Here is a 14,281-nt window from a genome sequence, read left to right as displayed (position 1 = left end):
TTGTTGAATTTTATGCCTTTAGAGTTTTAAGGGCTTTTGTGGTTTTTTATCCATAAGCCTTGGTATTTTGAATGGCACTGAGCTTTTCAAAGATTTTATGGGGGCTTTTGATGGCTCTTTCTCCCGTCATTGTGGGGGGTGATAGCGGGCAGTTGATTTTGGTTTGGCGCTGGTGGATGGCGTTGGGGTGGCCATTATTGATGGTATCGTTTTTTTTGGTGCGTTAAACAACCTAAGGTTGTTTATTTTGTTGAATTTTATGCCTTTAGAGTTTTAAGGGCTTTTGTGGTTTTTTATCAATAAGCCTTGGTGTTTTGAATGGCACTGGGCTCTTCAAAGATTTTATGGGGGTCTTGATGGCTTTTTTCCCAATCGCTGATTATCGACCCGATGTGGCGGATATCAATGGAATTTTTACCGATGAACTTGTTAATGTGCTCCCGGCTGATGGCTCCTATATCCCTATGCCAAGTTTTGAGCCTTTATCAGAGCCTTGTCCGGAGCCAATTTTAGGCACTCTTGCGGTTAAAACAAAAAATGGAGTTTCTATTATTGTCGGGACAAGAGAAAAAATCTACTTGCTTGATAATACAACAATGAACTGGAAAGATATTAGCCAAAAAGGAAAACCTTATCTGGCTAATGTTGATGCTCCGTGGTCTTTTGCTTTGTTTGGTGATTTTATCATTGCGGTGAATGCCAATGATAAACCACAAGTGATTGATATTAACCATGATAAAACATTTAGAAATTTAGGAGGAAATCCACCACAGGCAGGGATTGTTCGAATCTGGGGAGATTTCGTTTGTTTGATGAAGTTAACCGAGTATCCAAGAAGGGTTCATTGGTCTGGATTAAATGATGCTGAATTTTGGACCGTGGGGAAAAAAAGTTGTGATTATCAAGATTTTCCTGATGGCGGATTCGTCCAAGGGGCAACGGAGACAACAAATCCAATTATCTTTATGCGTTCTGCAATCTATGCCGGTTCTTTTATCCCTGGCTCTAAGATTATTTTTAGTTTCCAAAAAATCCACGATAAACGAGGCGCAAAAAATGCTGAATCAATTGTTTGTAGAGGCGATTTAGCATTCTTTGCCGATGAAGGCGGGTTTTATCAAATAACAAATGAGGGACAGATTATACCCATTGGGTTCGAAAAAGTCGATCGAACGATGACCGCAAAATCAAGGAAGGATAATCTGTACACTCTATCTGCTGCTATCGATGGGGTGTATAATCGTGTTTATTGGATGGTTGATTCTGATGAGAATCTTCATAAACGTATCTTGCTCATTTATGATTGGGGGTTGCAAAAATGGACAAAAGCTCTCGTCGATATCAAAATGATATTGCCTATTTTCTTAGCCGGAACAACCCTGGAAGGTCTTGATTTTGTGACTAAGAATATTGATGACTTGTCCTTTTCTCTTGATAGTAAAGCTTGGAAAAATGAATCGCCTATTCTGGGGGCATTTGATCAACAGGGGAGACTGGGTTCGTTTTCTGGGTGTCCTATGGCTTGTGTCGTGACATCACAAGAAATGGGACAGACAAATGGCATGATAACACGAGTGAAAAATATTATGCCTCAAGTCAATAGTGGAAAGTTTTATTTGTCTGTGGGAATGCGCTTTCGACAATCTCTTGAAGAGGAAACTGTTTGGTTGCCAGAAAAACAGCCCTCTTATAATACTGGACAAATTCATTGTCGTGCAAGGGCACGGTTTTATCGCTTTAAATTGCGCATTCCTGAAGGGGTGAATTGGACTCATGTCACTGGATTTGATGTGGAATTGACGCGGGCCGGCATGCGATAGGCATGCCCTTTTGTAATACCATGCGATAGGCTCAAACCTCTATTATTAAAGAACAAATGCCCCATAGGCTTCCCAAGCCTTTATAAACAAAGGCACAATGCGATAAGCTGTGTCTTTATAATATGAAGAACAAGGTGGTATAATATGAAGAACAAGGTGGTGCGTTATGTTTCATGCTTTTCTGCGATAAAGGAAAAATAGGCTGCACAATGGTTTATTTTTATAAAGAAAAAAGTTCCCCCTTTGTTGTGACAAAGGGATGATGGGGCTTTTTTTCTTTTATTGTGCGGGGGGCATGGAATGCGTGAAATGCGTAGGGATGCGTATTGCTCAAATGAGGGAAATGACAAAGCTAAAAAAGCTAAAATTATGATACAAGAGAGTCAAGATTTATATTCTGCTTATCTGACAGAGCAGTGGCCATGGGAAAAAATAGCTCCCTATCAAGAGGCTCTCAATGCTGCATTGAAAAAATATGTTCAGCGCTTTCCGGATGATGTTTGTCTGGAAAAAATTGCTGAAGAAATCGCTACAGGACAAGCACAATTGTGGCTGGTCTTAAAAAATAAAATCCAATTTAGTGCTTTTGCAATTACCAAAGTTGAAATAACCCATACGGGAAAAAAATGCGTCGTTCTTTCTGATCTTGCTGGAGAGGGAGGGCTGAAATTGGTCAAGTTGATTGATGAAGTCGAAAAATGGGCGCGAACAATTAATGCTGAAGAAATGCACATGTTTGGAAGAACTGGATGGGCGAAAAAGCTCGCTCATCACGGATATTCTCGTAATCTTATTCAATATAGAAAGGTTCTGAACCCATGAGTAGAAAAACCACACCTCAAGTGCAAACAACAACACAAACAAATGCTCCACCTGCTTGGGCGGCTGATATTCTTAAACAAGCCAGTGCTGATGCACTTGGACTTTATAATAAAGGAATTGGCGGAAACGTTTATCAGGGAGACAGAGTCGCTGGTCTTAGCAATATGACAAAAAATGCGCTGACCGGTTTACAACAAGCAGCAGGGCTTTATAACAATCCAACGGTAACGCAATGGTTGAATGCCCCAACCAACAGCGCTACAAATCTTTCCGGTATGGCTAAGGGAAGCTGGATTGGAAGCAATAGCAAATTTAATACCGCATTGCAAAATGCTCTGAATAAAACGTCCGATGCAATTAATCAATCGATGTCGGGAGCAGGACGTTATGGTTCTGGGGCTCATACTGGTGTGCTGGCCGATGAGTTAGGCGCCTTGGCAACAAATGCTGCAGCACAGCAATATAATCAAGATATTAACAATATGATGAATGCAAACCAGATGATTGATCGCTCTCAGAATGATCAAGTTAATGCGGCAAATAGCTATTATCAAGGACAGAGTAACGTGCAAAGCAATGCTTTGAAAGGGGGTATGATTCAAGATATAAACCGCCAAAATGTCTTAGATGCTGAACGCCAAAAATGGTCAGAAAAAGATAATCAAGATTGGAACCGATTGCAAAGTTTGTTACAGGTAGGAACACAGGCTGCTGGAAATTACGGAACGACTTCAGGAAAATCCACGACAATGCCTTCTGTGACAAAAGATCCATTGCGTGATGCGCAGCAAGTACTTGGATTGGTCGGAGGAATTTTAGGGCTTTGTGATGTGAGAGCAAAAGAAAATATTATCCCTGTGGGGCAGAAAAAGGGATATCCACTTTATACCTTTAATTATAAGGGAAATCCACAACGTTATCAGGGCGTTATGGCGCAAGACGTGTTGCGTGTGAACCCTGAAGCTGTTTATGTCAATGCGAAAACAAAGTTATTGCATGTTGATTATGACAAAATAGGACTGAAAATGGAAAAAATGAAAGGGGAGAAAATACCGGCGTCTAAAAATAAAATTGCGGCTTTCTTTTCTTCATTTTTTGCTCGCTTTCCCTTTTTGAAAAAAGAGTATCTTCTATGAGTTCGATTTATGATTGGTCAATTGTTGCATCAGAAAATGCTTATGTCGACGAGAATATAAACTGGGCAGAAGGGCAACCACCAAGCACAGTCAATGATAGTGCTCGCGCTATGATGCAACGCATCAAAGAATATTTGTTGGATAATGGGGGCGGGATTGAAACACAATTTACTGTCGATGTGAAAAATGAGAGAACGTCACTTCGTTTGGCAACAAAGTCTTTTTTTGAGACTTATATGGATGGCATTGTTGTGCGCTTTAAAGCACAAGGCGTCAACAGAGGAATAACAAATATTTCTTTAAATCAATTGCTACCACGACCAACTTATATGGCAACACCAGAGGGTATTATGCCTTTAAAGGGTGGAGAAATTCAAAAAGGGGGGCTTTATGAAGTCGTCTATACGCGTGATATTGCCGGAAAAAATGCTGATGGCTGGTTTTTAACCAATCCTACTATAAAACTTCCTGAAATTCCGCCCTTTCCTCCTTTGCCTGAAACTTTTTCTTCTGGATTTATCGGGACTTTTGCTACAGAAAAAATACCCTCTGGATGGTTACTGTGTGATGGTAAAGAATATTCGCGAAGGAACTATGCCAATCTTTTTGCTGTTTTGGGAGAAACATGGGGAAAAGGAGACGGGAGAACAACATTCAATGTTCCCGATTTGCGTGGAATGTTTTTACGGGGGCTCGATAGTGGAAAAGAAATTGATAAAGGACGTCGCTTGGGAAGCCGACAAGAAGAGTCTTTTCAATCCCATACCCATGAGGGAAAAACAGATTCAACAGGTAACCACCAGCATAGTTATCCAAAGATTGAAAAAAAGATTCTATACTACAATAGCGGGACTTATACAGAGGATGTCGCTATGGTGTCTTGGACTGGTTGTTTGACAGCTCCTGCGGGAGAGCATGAACATAAGGTCTTGTTGCAAAAAACAGGGGGAGATGAAACACGCCCCGTCAATATGGCGGTGGTTTATGCTGTCAAAGCCTGAGAATGAAAGCTGTGTGAGAGAAAGATAAAAATGCTAAAATGTTTGTTATGAAAAAAAGTCTTATTGAATATAAAGTCTTATAGAATATATTGTGTAGAAAGTTTTGAGGCGCTTTAGAAAAAACTTAACTCTCTTTATTTTTTGTGCTGCCTTTGTTGGATGTCTAAAGGTAAGTTTGCCTATTGTTCTTTAGAGGATCAAGACAGTGATTATTGAAGGTAGGGGGAGAACAAAAAAACTTTCTTTATTCATGGCGTTTTTTCTGAAGAATCAATATTTTAGCTCAAATGCCTCTCTTTTGTGATATCGTGATCCATTATTTCAAGTGCTGGGTTTAAACCGCTGCTGTGCGATGACAAAAAGCCCCTAAATAATTTTATCCTATTATACTGTAAAACACTGTCATTAAAACACTATTATTGAAGGTGGTGATATCAGTAAGATAGCTTAAAGTATTTAATACATTAGCAAATGTTCTGGGGAGGATTTGCTTGGTTAAGTATTATGCAAGTGAATCATATAAGTGAGCAGCAGACGGAATCCTTTCAGAGGAGTTGGATTGTTTACAAACCGATGTAGGGCTAAAATCTTCGTCCTTTGAGGTGGTGGGAAGAGGTCAACGGATATGTTTATTTAAAGCGAGAAAAGGCAAAATGGAGCGCTTTCTTTTTTTAGCGTGTAGGAAAAAAGCCACTCTTTGTTTTCAAAATGGACGCACTGTTGGCAAGAGCAGCAGGTTGGCGATGCGTTGTAACGTATGGTGAGGCATTGAACTCTCTGAGATGGCATTTTGTGCTTATCAGGCAACTTCTTGAAACAGGATGAGAGTGATACGAGAAAATCTATAAGACAATAGTTTATCCCGTTGTGTTGTAAAATACCATTGTTTGAGATGCGGTTAAAATTTTATGCATGGGGTGTTTTTCGTCTGTGCGTATTCCTAACGCAGCATTTTTTGTAGAGTAACTCTGGACAGGGGATACATTACAAGGATGCGTTTGAAGGGGGAAGCCAAGTCAAATCTGTTAGATAAGAAGCCAGATTGTTTACAAACCATTGTTTATTGATTGCCATTATTTAAAGACCGGTGTGGGCTTTGTCCTTGTGGGAAAGGTTGATACAGCATGCAAGGTGATATGCATTTCTCTTTGGTTTTAGGTGGTAAAATCATCATTTTAGGTGGAAAACAGAGTATAATCTAAAAAAATACCTTGTAAAAATTTTCGATGAGGAAATTTTTTTCAAAAGCTTTTCATATGGTTTTCTGAGAAATGCAAGAGCCGTACAACGAAAAAAGAGATGCAAATGCCTTAATAACGCGTTTAGCTTATCAAAAAGGGGGATATAATGGCACTTTTTCCATTTTCTATTGCTGATATTGATGATCCGGAATGTATTCGTGTGGTTCTTTATGCTAGCGGAAGAATGGGACATGCTCCTTTAAACGCATTGTTGAAGAAAGCATATGAAGATATTACAAAAATTGCAAAGCGCATGGATGCTTTAGAAAAAAAATTAAATGCTCTAGATCTTACCAATGTCGAACAGAAAAAAAATGAGAAAGAAGAGAAGCAAGACAGTATTAATAGTGTTGTGAGTGGTGGAATAACGACACCAAACAGTTTTGTGAGCGCACCAGAAATTAAAACAGAATCATCGTCCGCTGGAGACATATTTTTTTCTCCAATATACGAGGCGCCAAAAATAGACTACAGCTCTTTTATTTCAAAATTTACAGTACATAAACCGCTAGAAATACACAGTAGTGTTACTCAAAACATCAGTGTTGAGCATTCTAGAGGGATTTCTTCTTTGTTAGATAAGGAAAAATAGAATAGAGTGATCATAACAATATGTATGGGGTGAAGCTATAGATCAGATAAACCTAATTTATATCTTCGGTGGAGCCTGGAATTGCACTCTGTTTGAGATGTTAAAAAATGGTAAAAATTGATAGAGAAGCGTTGTTGCTGGATAAGTTGATCATGCGTTGTTGGGGAGAGTAGGGCGCATATTGAAATCTAAGGGTAAGTTTTTAAAGCCTACAGAGCAAGGAGCCATGCCCAAATAGAAACGCATGGCAAAAGAAGCTTTAAAAAGATAAAAAATCTTGCAATCATTTTAAAAAGCTTTTGGATAGAGCGTTTGATGATTTTAACTCTATAAATAATTTGCGGTTTTTACGCTTTTTTAAAAGAGAAAAAGTGCAGTTCCTCGCAATTTTAATTTGTTAAAAATCCCATAAAAAGAAAATGTTAATTGCCAAAAGGACAAAAGCAGAAAAATGCCTATAAAAAAATCATGCGTATCGTTGTGTCTTTTCTTATAAAGAAGAGAAATGCTGTACTGTTGGAGCAGGCTTGAAGGCTAACGTTTTACTTGTTTTCTTATCAGACAAGATTGTACAAGCGGTTGTTGATTTGTCTTATCCTGTTTATGCTGTAAAGACTGTCCTTTCAGGTGTGATGATATAAGGCAAGTCTCTTTGTAAGAGCTTCCATGATACAAAAAGTGTTTTTTAAAGGGCGTGACAAATATTTAAGGCAGGCTTATTTGTTGAGCTTTAAGTTTAAATCAATCACATGTGAGAAAGCCAAATGGACCCCACTGCAATCTGGGCTGTTGATAAATCAGATTGGGTGAAGAATCTTCATCTTTTGAAGTGGTGGATGCAAGTCAAGAAAAACCCGCTTTTACAAGCGTAAAAGAACGGGTCTTATTATAATTATGGACTTAAATCATGTGTGTTTTTTCATGGATTATATTGAGATAAAGCTACAAAGTATTTTGATTTATTTGATACGTTTTTATTTTAGAAAGTGTATTGTTATAAACAGCTCTCCTCAATACGAATGTATCATTATTTATACTCTTTTTGGATATTTTTATAAATATAATTAAAAAGCTTGCAATACTATACGTTTTGTGTATAAGTATTTATTATTGATTTCTTTTGTATTTTATTTAGTTATATCTCTATTCATAAGCCGCGCCTTTAAATGGTGCGGCTTTTTTTACTTTCTAATAACAGGGGCGCTATATATTTGTTATTGAGATGGCTTTGGATATTTTTCTCATTATTGTATTTTGTGATTTCATTTTGCAGTGAAATCTTTAAATTCTTGTGTGTTTTATCCCAATAGGGAAGATTCAAATAAAAATGCAGGCGTCTGGTTTCGGTTTCTTTGCTTTGGTTGGGGGGGCGTTGAATAGTTAAAGAATCTTTGTGATTGTTTGACGGAGAATGATATGAGGTGAAGCATAAAATGGTGGCGCATTTGAAGGGCCATTATCATACATGCCAGCATGGTCAAAAATGCAAATGTGTCTTTAACAGTGTTTGTTGATCTCGATTAGAAAGTCCATTCTTTTTTTGTTAGGAGTTTTACATCTATAATCTCTTATCTTGTTTTAGCGACTGCTTTTTGAGGGGGCGGTAATAGAAGGCGTATAAGATTTTATATATGAAGTGTTTGTGTGGTGAATAACGGTAAATCCATTGAGCACTCCCATCTTTACGCTTATGTAGAGGCAAGCCCGCACCATCATTGTATTTGCTCGCTCCCAATATTACGACAGCCTTGGTTCGTGAGATGCTTCATAAGAGCCATATGCCTTTCTTATACAGTTTTTAATCCACATGCCAGTTCCGCTTGTAACTTGTAAGCGACATGGTTTTGGTTGATTTAACATAAACAGGTTTGGAATGAGAGAATCCTATGGTGTTCGGGTTTCTCATTCAACGTGCAAAACAATAAATACTCTTTATAAATCAATATGACATGTCTTAAAGAAGACGAATTGTTTATAGATCCGCATGGATGAAGAATCTTCGTCTTTAAAGGTGGTGAGAGAAAATCATCAGCCCTATTTTTTCATAAAGGGCATGAGAAAAGTGTTTTACAAGAATTTTATACGATAAGAATTATACGGTAAAAAAGAGCGTCTTTTGACATAAGAGTCTTGATCGTTTGCGGCTATAACCTGTATTGTGTACACAGATACTTCTATCATTTTTTGCTGTAAAAGCTTCTCTTGGGATATTAAAGGGTACAATCTTTATGGAAAAAAGAATCCGAGCAAGACAAAAGGCTTATTTCAAAAGATTATATCGCAAGATTGCTTTTGTTTGCATAATACTTTTTTGTATAGTGTTTTTGTGTTTTGTTGTTGCAAAGGTGGTTAGTTATTTTTCTTCTCATAAAAAAGTAACACAACAAGCACCCGTTGAATTGGTTATTCCTGTTTTTGATCTACGCGTATATTGCAAGGAAATTTCTGCCTCCGTTATGCCCGATATGAAAAGAGAGGTTTATCAGCATTGTCTTAATTTGGAAAGTGAGGCCTATTTTGCTATTCGTGAAATGTGGGATAAGCTTTCTGATAGTGCTAAAAAACAATGTTTGACGAGGGTCCGTCCTGGGGATGGAAATTATTTTCTCTTACGAGACTGTTTTCTGAATGAAAGAGAAAATAAAACAGGCAAAAGGCGCAATTACTTTTAAGTTTTTATATGGAAAGTTAAAAGGATGCGAATTTTGATAAAAAGATAAAAGCCTCTTAAATGACTATCTGCCTCATGACCAATAGCAGCTTGATTTATTTATCTTGTTATATCGCACTTCTTATTTAAGGTGTGGCGACATAAGGTATGGATGGCCTCCTTGAAATGTTTAAGGGGGCGTGGTGGAGTTTCAGGAGGATTTGTTGCGCTTTTTTAAGGGAAATAACGAGTGTGGGAAATCCATTTCGTGATGGTTTTGGTGAATGGTATAATCATCATGAAATGTATAAAATTTATAAAGCAAGTTCATCTTTATGGTTTAAACAAAGAATAAGCCGGTACTATCTCACACTTTGCTCGCTCCCAATGGTGCTCTCGACAACCCTTTAGCCTTAGAGACGGTTCATAAGAGGCACTTTTAGTCTTTTTATCGTTTTTACTCCACGCAGGTTTTCCCACATGTAACATGCAAGAAAAAGAGATTGATTCAACAGCAAACAGATTGAGGATGAAAAATCCTACGGTATTAATTTTCTTACTCAACACAAAAAATATAAATTATCATTACAAATCAATTTAGTGTATGAATTTTATAAGTATTTTCATTGTTAACAGACCAGTGTGATTTGAGAACCTTCATTCTTTGAGGGTGTAAGTCAATAGACATGACAAAAATGAGTAAAAAAACATTCCTTTTATAAACATTTACGGCTTCTTTATGCGTAAAGCGCTGTGCTGGGTTTAAAAATGTGCTTGTTTTATAATTCTAGTGTTCTTTATCAGAAAATTCCTTATCAGAAAAGATAAGTAAGGAAATACGTTAGGCCATTCTTATTGATAGGCTTTGAGGAGGGTATTTTTTTGAGAAGAAGCTGATTTTTAAAAAAGTGTGACATATTGGTCGTTTTTTTCATAATTTGATATTTTTTTGTATTTAAATATTTTGTTTTTAAGCTCAATTTGTTATAAATAAAAACTGTGATTAACTTAAAAACTCTATGGGTTAAAATAAAAATTGATAGTATCATTGACTTGTTTGGGAAAGAAGATTGATCTCTTGGTGATTATAGGGCTTGAATAATACTTCGTGTTAATCTATCTATAAAAGTTAAGAGGTTTTGTGAGGCGATCGTGGATTATCGCTCGCAAGGGGTTGCTTTAGCGATGAAGAGAGGCTATATTTATAAAATAAAGAGGTTCGCGCAGTGACTCGTTGGGATGGAAGTGCTTGTGAGTTAAATGCACGAGGGGGTAGAGAATATCGGCGTTTTTAGGAGCGGTGGTTTTAGAGCAAAAAAGGAAGCTTCTACTATTCTCTGGCAGGAATTTTTTCTTTGTCAGGTGTGTTATATGTGTGTTTTCCTTTTTGTTTTCCACAAGATAATTATTTTTTTAGTGAAATATGGTTTATTTTAAAAAAAACACTTGGCATTTTACGTGAACATCATTAGGTTTCTGCTGTTTGACAGAGAAAAAGGGAATTTTTGATTTACGATTTCCCTGCTGTTTTGTGATTTTCAAGAAAATATATGCTTTTATCAATATCAGTAGGGTTCGTTTGAGTGAAATAAACGCGGATAGCTTGATAATCGTATGTTAAACATGATCAGCATTATCAAAAGATAATGTAATGAGGAAGCGTCAATTAAGACACACATAAGACAAACACTCCAAAAAGGGATAAAGATGAGGCCACAACAAAATAGACGGGTACGCGGTCGCAATAATAACAATAATGGTAATAACAATAATAATCGTCGCGGTCCTAATCCGTTGTCTCGCAATTATGAAAGTAGCGGTCCGGATGTTAAAATTCGCGGGAATGCTCAGCAAATTGCCGATAAATACATAAGCCTTGCGCGTGATGCACAAGGTGCAGGCGATCGTGTTATGTCGGAAAATTATTTACAACATGCCGAGCACTATTTGCGTATTATTTTAGCAGCAGCTGGGCAAATGTCTCAATCGGTTCGGCGTGATGAAAATCGTGGTGATGAAAACGAAAATCGTGATGAAAACAATGGGCAAGAATGCGGTGAAATAAATCTTGATGGTGAAAAAAAGGATGCTGTCGAGGGTGATACAGATGTATTACAAATGTCGTCGCAAAAAAATGGCAATGGCCAATATGATAAAGCGCAAAATGGGGATGCGCGTGAAAACGCTTTAGAGGCTCTATCGGATGAAAAAACAGATCAAGAGCACTGCCTCTCTGAGAAAAATGTTGAACCTGTCAAAAAAATACGTCGTTCTCCTCGTCGACGTACTGTACGGACTCAAGATGAATCATCTCTTGAGCTTTCACTTACAACAGCAGAAAGCTCTAGCAATGGAGATGCATCAACAGCAACAAAAACAGCAACAAAAGAGGATTCTTCTTTGCCTGGATTAGGTGAGGGGATACAGAGAAAACCACGCCGTCGCCGAGTGGTCAATCTTGAGGCAGAGGAAAATGTTTAAACCTGAAGGGTGCTGTGTAAGCGCGCTTATGTGGTGATGTTATTGGTATCATGATAATAAATTATAATATGCTCAAGAAGCTTCTTGCGCTTTCCTTGAGTTTTCACGGGGCTGTATTGAGACTTAACGAAGGCTGTTGACAGAAAAGATTGCCTCTTTGCTGAGATTTAAGTAAGGGGATACAGGGGAAGATGCGTCGTCGCTCAAGTGGTCAATCTTGAAGCAGAGGGAAATGTTTAAACCTGAAGGGGGCTGTATAAGCGCTTGTGGTGATGTTATTGGTATCATGATAGTAAATTATAATATGCTCAAGAAGCTTCTTGCGCTTTCCTTGAATGTTCACGCGCAGTATCAGGAACTTAACCAAAGGGTGTTGACAGAAAAGATTGCCTCTTTGCTGAGATTTAAGTAAGGGGATACAGGGAAAGATGCGTCGTCGCTCAAGTGGTCAATCTTGAGGCAGAGGGAAATGTTTAAACCTGAAGGGTGCTGTATAAGCGCTTGTGGTGATGTTATTGGTATCATGATAGTAAATTGTATATACTCAAGAAGCTTCTTGCGCTTTCTTTGGATTTTCACCGGCAGTATTGAGACTTAACAAAGGGTGTTGACAGAAAAGATTGCTTCTTTGCTGGGATTTAAGTGAGGGAATACAGAGAAAACCACATCCGTGTATTTTAAGAGGCAGTTCTTTTATGAAGAACGCAATGTCGTTGTTTTATTTAATTCACACTTATATTCAATGTATTCATGCCCATTTCGCACTGGTGTTCATGAATTCTATCATGTGAAATCCATCGGTTATCTTTGCTTAATAAAAGATGTAAACTGGGCGTTATTGCTTTAATTTTCAATGTTGCAACAGTTCTTCTTTTGATACCTGATCATTCATAAGAGGTATTTTATTCATCCATTTCCTTGCTGGGATATGTAAAGAAATGATTTTGATTCAGTTTCTTACGAACAGATTTGAAAGGGAGAATCTTACAGTATTTGAGATTCTCGTTTGACATGCAAAATAAATCATCACTATAAATTAATATGTTGAATTTTTGCACTCAAGAAGAGGTATTTCTTGCACGTTTATTAGCTTTTCCCAAGTGATGTCATTTTCTTAAAATGGGAATGCGTTGACAGAAAGGTTTCTTCTTTTCCAAGATTTAAGTGAGGGGATACAGTAAAAAACGCGCCGTCGCCCGTGTGGTGAATATTTAATGCTTATCACATTGATTTAGAATAATAATTCATTGTTTTGAATGTTAGGTGAGAGCCCCTAAGCCCCTAGAATTCTCTCATTTCCAAATTTGTTCCATGTTGAATCAACAAAAAACATTCGCTTGCACGTTGCAAACGGGGAGAGCCCGTGTGGATAAATTTGTATAAGAAAGGAATAAAAATGGCTCTTATGAACTCTCTCTCTAGCGCCAAGGGCTGTGGGCAACATCCACGAGTTGGCAAAGCGTGTGATAGTGTCGGCTTGCAGAAAATGTTTAAACCTTCAGAATGCTATGTTAAGCGCTTATTGATGTTAGTTTTCTTAATGGGGCATTATCTTCGAACTCTCTTTTGTTGTTTCAACAGAAAGAACGGCGATTAGAGCACCGGTATGATAATTGTAAATCATAAATTTTGTTTGTCCATCAGGGGTTAAAACTTTCAGTACAATATTGTGTTCTGAGAGGCTTTGCGACAAAATCTGTGTTTTTTCCGGTAGAGAGAGCGTATGATGGATAACGTGTGGGTTTTTGCTGGGAGAGGAAGATAACTCGGTTTGTTTTGGCGCTGATCCGGTTGTTATCACTTTATAAACAATTAAAAACAGTACGGTTAGAATAAGGAAAAGCGTTATTAAAACGGAAATAATCATTAAACCCATAAGTTTTTTTCTCACTCGTTCTACGGCAGGGTCTAAAGGGAGATCTTGAGGCAGAGAATTTTGCTCTGTGTGATGGTCTTTTGAAGGGTGCATTCGCTTATTATCCATCATGTCTTTCATTGATTATTTTTTTGAGATCTGATGGGTTTATGCTTTTAAAGTTTTTTGTGCAAGAGGTTTGTGGAAGAAGAATGTAAAAGAGGAAGCGATGTTGGTAAAATATCTTCTTTGTGTACTGTAGACAGCTTGTCCTTTACGTTTTGGCTTTTAAGCAGGAAATTTCCATGGTTTGTTACAGACCAGATCAAGTTTACTTCTTGTTGATGTAAATTGGGGTGTACGTTTATACATTGAGCAAAAATTTGTTGTCCATAAAGTGCAAACTTTTTTGTGGACGGTACCATGGCCTGTTCACAAGCTTGAGCCGTTGGATAGATTTTAACCATTGTATTGTTCGAATAGCAACTATTAAAATCATCTGTACATGAAACTAATAAGAGGATAAAAACAAGGGGATTCATCAATTATTTTCCAAATGAGAGGTTGACAGAGCGGACTGCAATTTGTCAGCCTAGGGGCTTCTTCACTGTTAAACGCTTTCAAAGTTTTTTAGTTCCCCTTTGAGATGCGTTTTCCCCTTTGAGATGCGTTTTCCCCTTTGA

General features: G+C 37.7%; 11 protein-coding genes. 9 read left to right on the top strand and 2 right to left on the bottom strand.

Features of this window, described 5'->3' with window-relative positions; all coding sequences use genetic code 11:
- Nucleotides 1–71 precede the first annotated feature (71 nt).
- The 9 genes from ACFILT_RS00360 to ACFILT_RS00320 all read left to right on the top strand — a co-directional run bounded on the left by ACFILT_RS00360 (nucleotide 72) and on the right by ACFILT_RS00320 (nucleotide 12,155).
- Nucleotides 72–227: a hypothetical protein gene (locus ACFILT_RS00360; protein WP_375678559.1), complete on the top strand. Its 156-nt coding sequence runs from the start codon at nucleotides 72–74 to the stop codon at nucleotides 225–227.
- Between the two features lie 129 nt (nucleotides 228–356).
- Complete coding sequence (locus ACFILT_RS00355) at nucleotides 357–1,820, top strand: hypothetical protein (RefSeq protein ID WP_375678558.1); 1,464 nt, start codon at nucleotides 357–359, stop codon at nucleotides 1,818–1,820.
- A gap of 369 nt (nucleotides 1,821–2,189) precedes the next feature.
- Nucleotides 2,190–2,642, top strand: coding sequence for a hypothetical protein (locus tag ACFILT_RS00350; RefSeq protein WP_375629193.1), 453 nt, complete (start codon nucleotides 2,190–2,192; stop codon nucleotides 2,640–2,642).
- On the top strand, nucleotides 2,639–3,778 hold the full coding sequence (locus ACFILT_RS00345; RefSeq protein WP_375678557.1) for a tail fiber domain-containing protein: 1,140 nt from the start codon (nucleotides 2,639–2,641) through the stop codon (nucleotides 3,776–3,778). Before ACFILT_RS00350 ends, ACFILT_RS00345 begins: the two co-directional genes overlap by 4 nt.
- The gene (locus ACFILT_RS00340; protein WP_375678556.1) at nucleotides 3,775–4,779 is read left to right on the top strand and encodes a phage tail protein; all 1,005 of its coding nucleotides are present in this window, start codon (nucleotides 3,775–3,777) and stop codon (nucleotides 4,777–4,779) included. The genes ACFILT_RS00345 and ACFILT_RS00340 overlap by 4 nt, the downstream gene beginning before the upstream one ends.
- 1,347 nt (nucleotides 4,780–6,126) lie before the next feature.
- Nucleotides 6,127–6,612, top strand: coding sequence for a hypothetical protein (locus ACFILT_RS00335; RefSeq protein WP_375678555.1), 486 nt, complete (start codon nucleotides 6,127–6,129; stop codon nucleotides 6,610–6,612).
- A gap of 2,228 nt (nucleotides 6,613–8,840) precedes the next feature.
- On the top strand, nucleotides 8,841–9,284 hold the full coding sequence (locus ACFILT_RS00330; protein ID WP_375610680.1) for a hypothetical protein: 444 nt from the start codon (nucleotides 8,841–8,843) through the stop codon (nucleotides 9,282–9,284).
- A 1,685-nt stretch (nucleotides 9,285–10,969) separates the two neighbouring features.
- The gene (locus ACFILT_RS00325; protein ID WP_375611688.1) at nucleotides 10,970–11,743 is read left to right on the top strand and encodes a DUF4167 domain-containing protein; all 774 of its coding nucleotides are present in this window, start codon (nucleotides 10,970–10,972) and stop codon (nucleotides 11,741–11,743) included.
- 232 nt (nucleotides 11,744–11,975) lie between these two features.
- Nucleotides 11,976–12,155 (top strand): hypothetical protein, encoded by a 180-nt coding sequence (locus ACFILT_RS00320; RefSeq protein WP_375678554.1) that lies wholly within the window; start codon nucleotides 11,976–11,978, stop codon nucleotides 12,153–12,155.
- Nucleotides 12,156–13,280: 1,125 nt separating this feature from the next.
- Here ACFILT_RS00320 and ACFILT_RS00315 read toward each other — a convergent pair.
- Entirely contained in the window at nucleotides 13,281–13,730 is a 450-nt protein-coding gene (locus ACFILT_RS00315) for a hypothetical protein (protein WP_375678553.1), read from the bottom strand.
- A gap of 44 nt (nucleotides 13,731–13,774) precedes the next feature.
- Nucleotides 13,775–14,140, bottom strand: coding sequence for a hypothetical protein (locus tag ACFILT_RS00310; RefSeq protein WP_375678552.1), 366 nt, complete (start codon nucleotides 14,138–14,140; stop codon nucleotides 13,775–13,777).
- Between the last annotated feature and the right edge of the window lie 141 nt (nucleotides 14,141–14,281).

This window comes from Bartonella sp. AP7XZML, from assembly GCF_042195745.1.
In the GTDB taxonomy this organism is placed as follows: Bacteria; Pseudomonadota; Alphaproteobacteria; order Rhizobiales; family Rhizobiaceae; genus Bartonella.
The sequence above is the reverse complement of the archived record's forward strand: the minus strand, read 5'-3'. Positions and strand labels throughout refer to the sequence as shown.

Excerpts from the sequence above, each read along its gene's own strand:
- ACFILT_RS00360 (WP_375678559.1), top strand. The coding sequence starts at position 72 with ATGGCACTGAGCTTTTCAAAGATTTTATGGGGGCTTTTGATGGCTCTT.
- ACFILT_RS00355 (WP_375678558.1), top strand. The coding sequence starts at position 357 with ATGGCTTTTTTCCCAATCGCTGATTATCGACCCGATGTGGCGGATATC.
- ACFILT_RS00350 (WP_375629193.1), top strand. The coding sequence starts at position 2,190 with ATGATACAAGAGAGTCAAGATTTATATTCTGCTTATCTGACAGAGCAG.
- ACFILT_RS00345 (WP_375678557.1), top strand. The coding sequence starts at position 2,639 with ATGAGTAGAAAAACCACACCTCAAGTGCAAACAACAACACAAACAAAT.
- ACFILT_RS00340 (WP_375678556.1), top strand. The coding sequence starts at position 3,775 with ATGAGTTCGATTTATGATTGGTCAATTGTTGCATCAGAAAATGCTTAT.
- ACFILT_RS00335 (WP_375678555.1), top strand. The coding sequence starts at position 6,127 with ATGGCACTTTTTCCATTTTCTATTGCTGATATTGATGATCCGGAATGT.
- ACFILT_RS00330 (WP_375610680.1), top strand. The coding sequence starts at position 8,841 with ATGGAAAAAAGAATCCGAGCAAGACAAAAGGCTTATTTCAAAAGATTA.
- ACFILT_RS00325 (WP_375611688.1), top strand. The coding sequence starts at position 10,970 with ATGAGGCCACAACAAAATAGACGGGTACGCGGTCGCAATAATAACAAT.
- ACFILT_RS00320 (WP_375678554.1), top strand. The coding sequence starts at position 11,976 with ATGTTTAAACCTGAAGGGGGCTGTATAAGCGCTTGTGGTGATGTTATT.
- ACFILT_RS00315 (WP_375678553.1), bottom strand. The coding sequence starts at position 13,730 with ATGATGGATAATAAGCGAATGCACCCTTCAAAAGACCATCACACAGAG.
- ACFILT_RS00310 (WP_375678552.1), bottom strand. The coding sequence starts at position 14,140 with ATGAATCCCCTTGTTTTTATCCTCTTATTAGTTTCATGTACAGATGAT.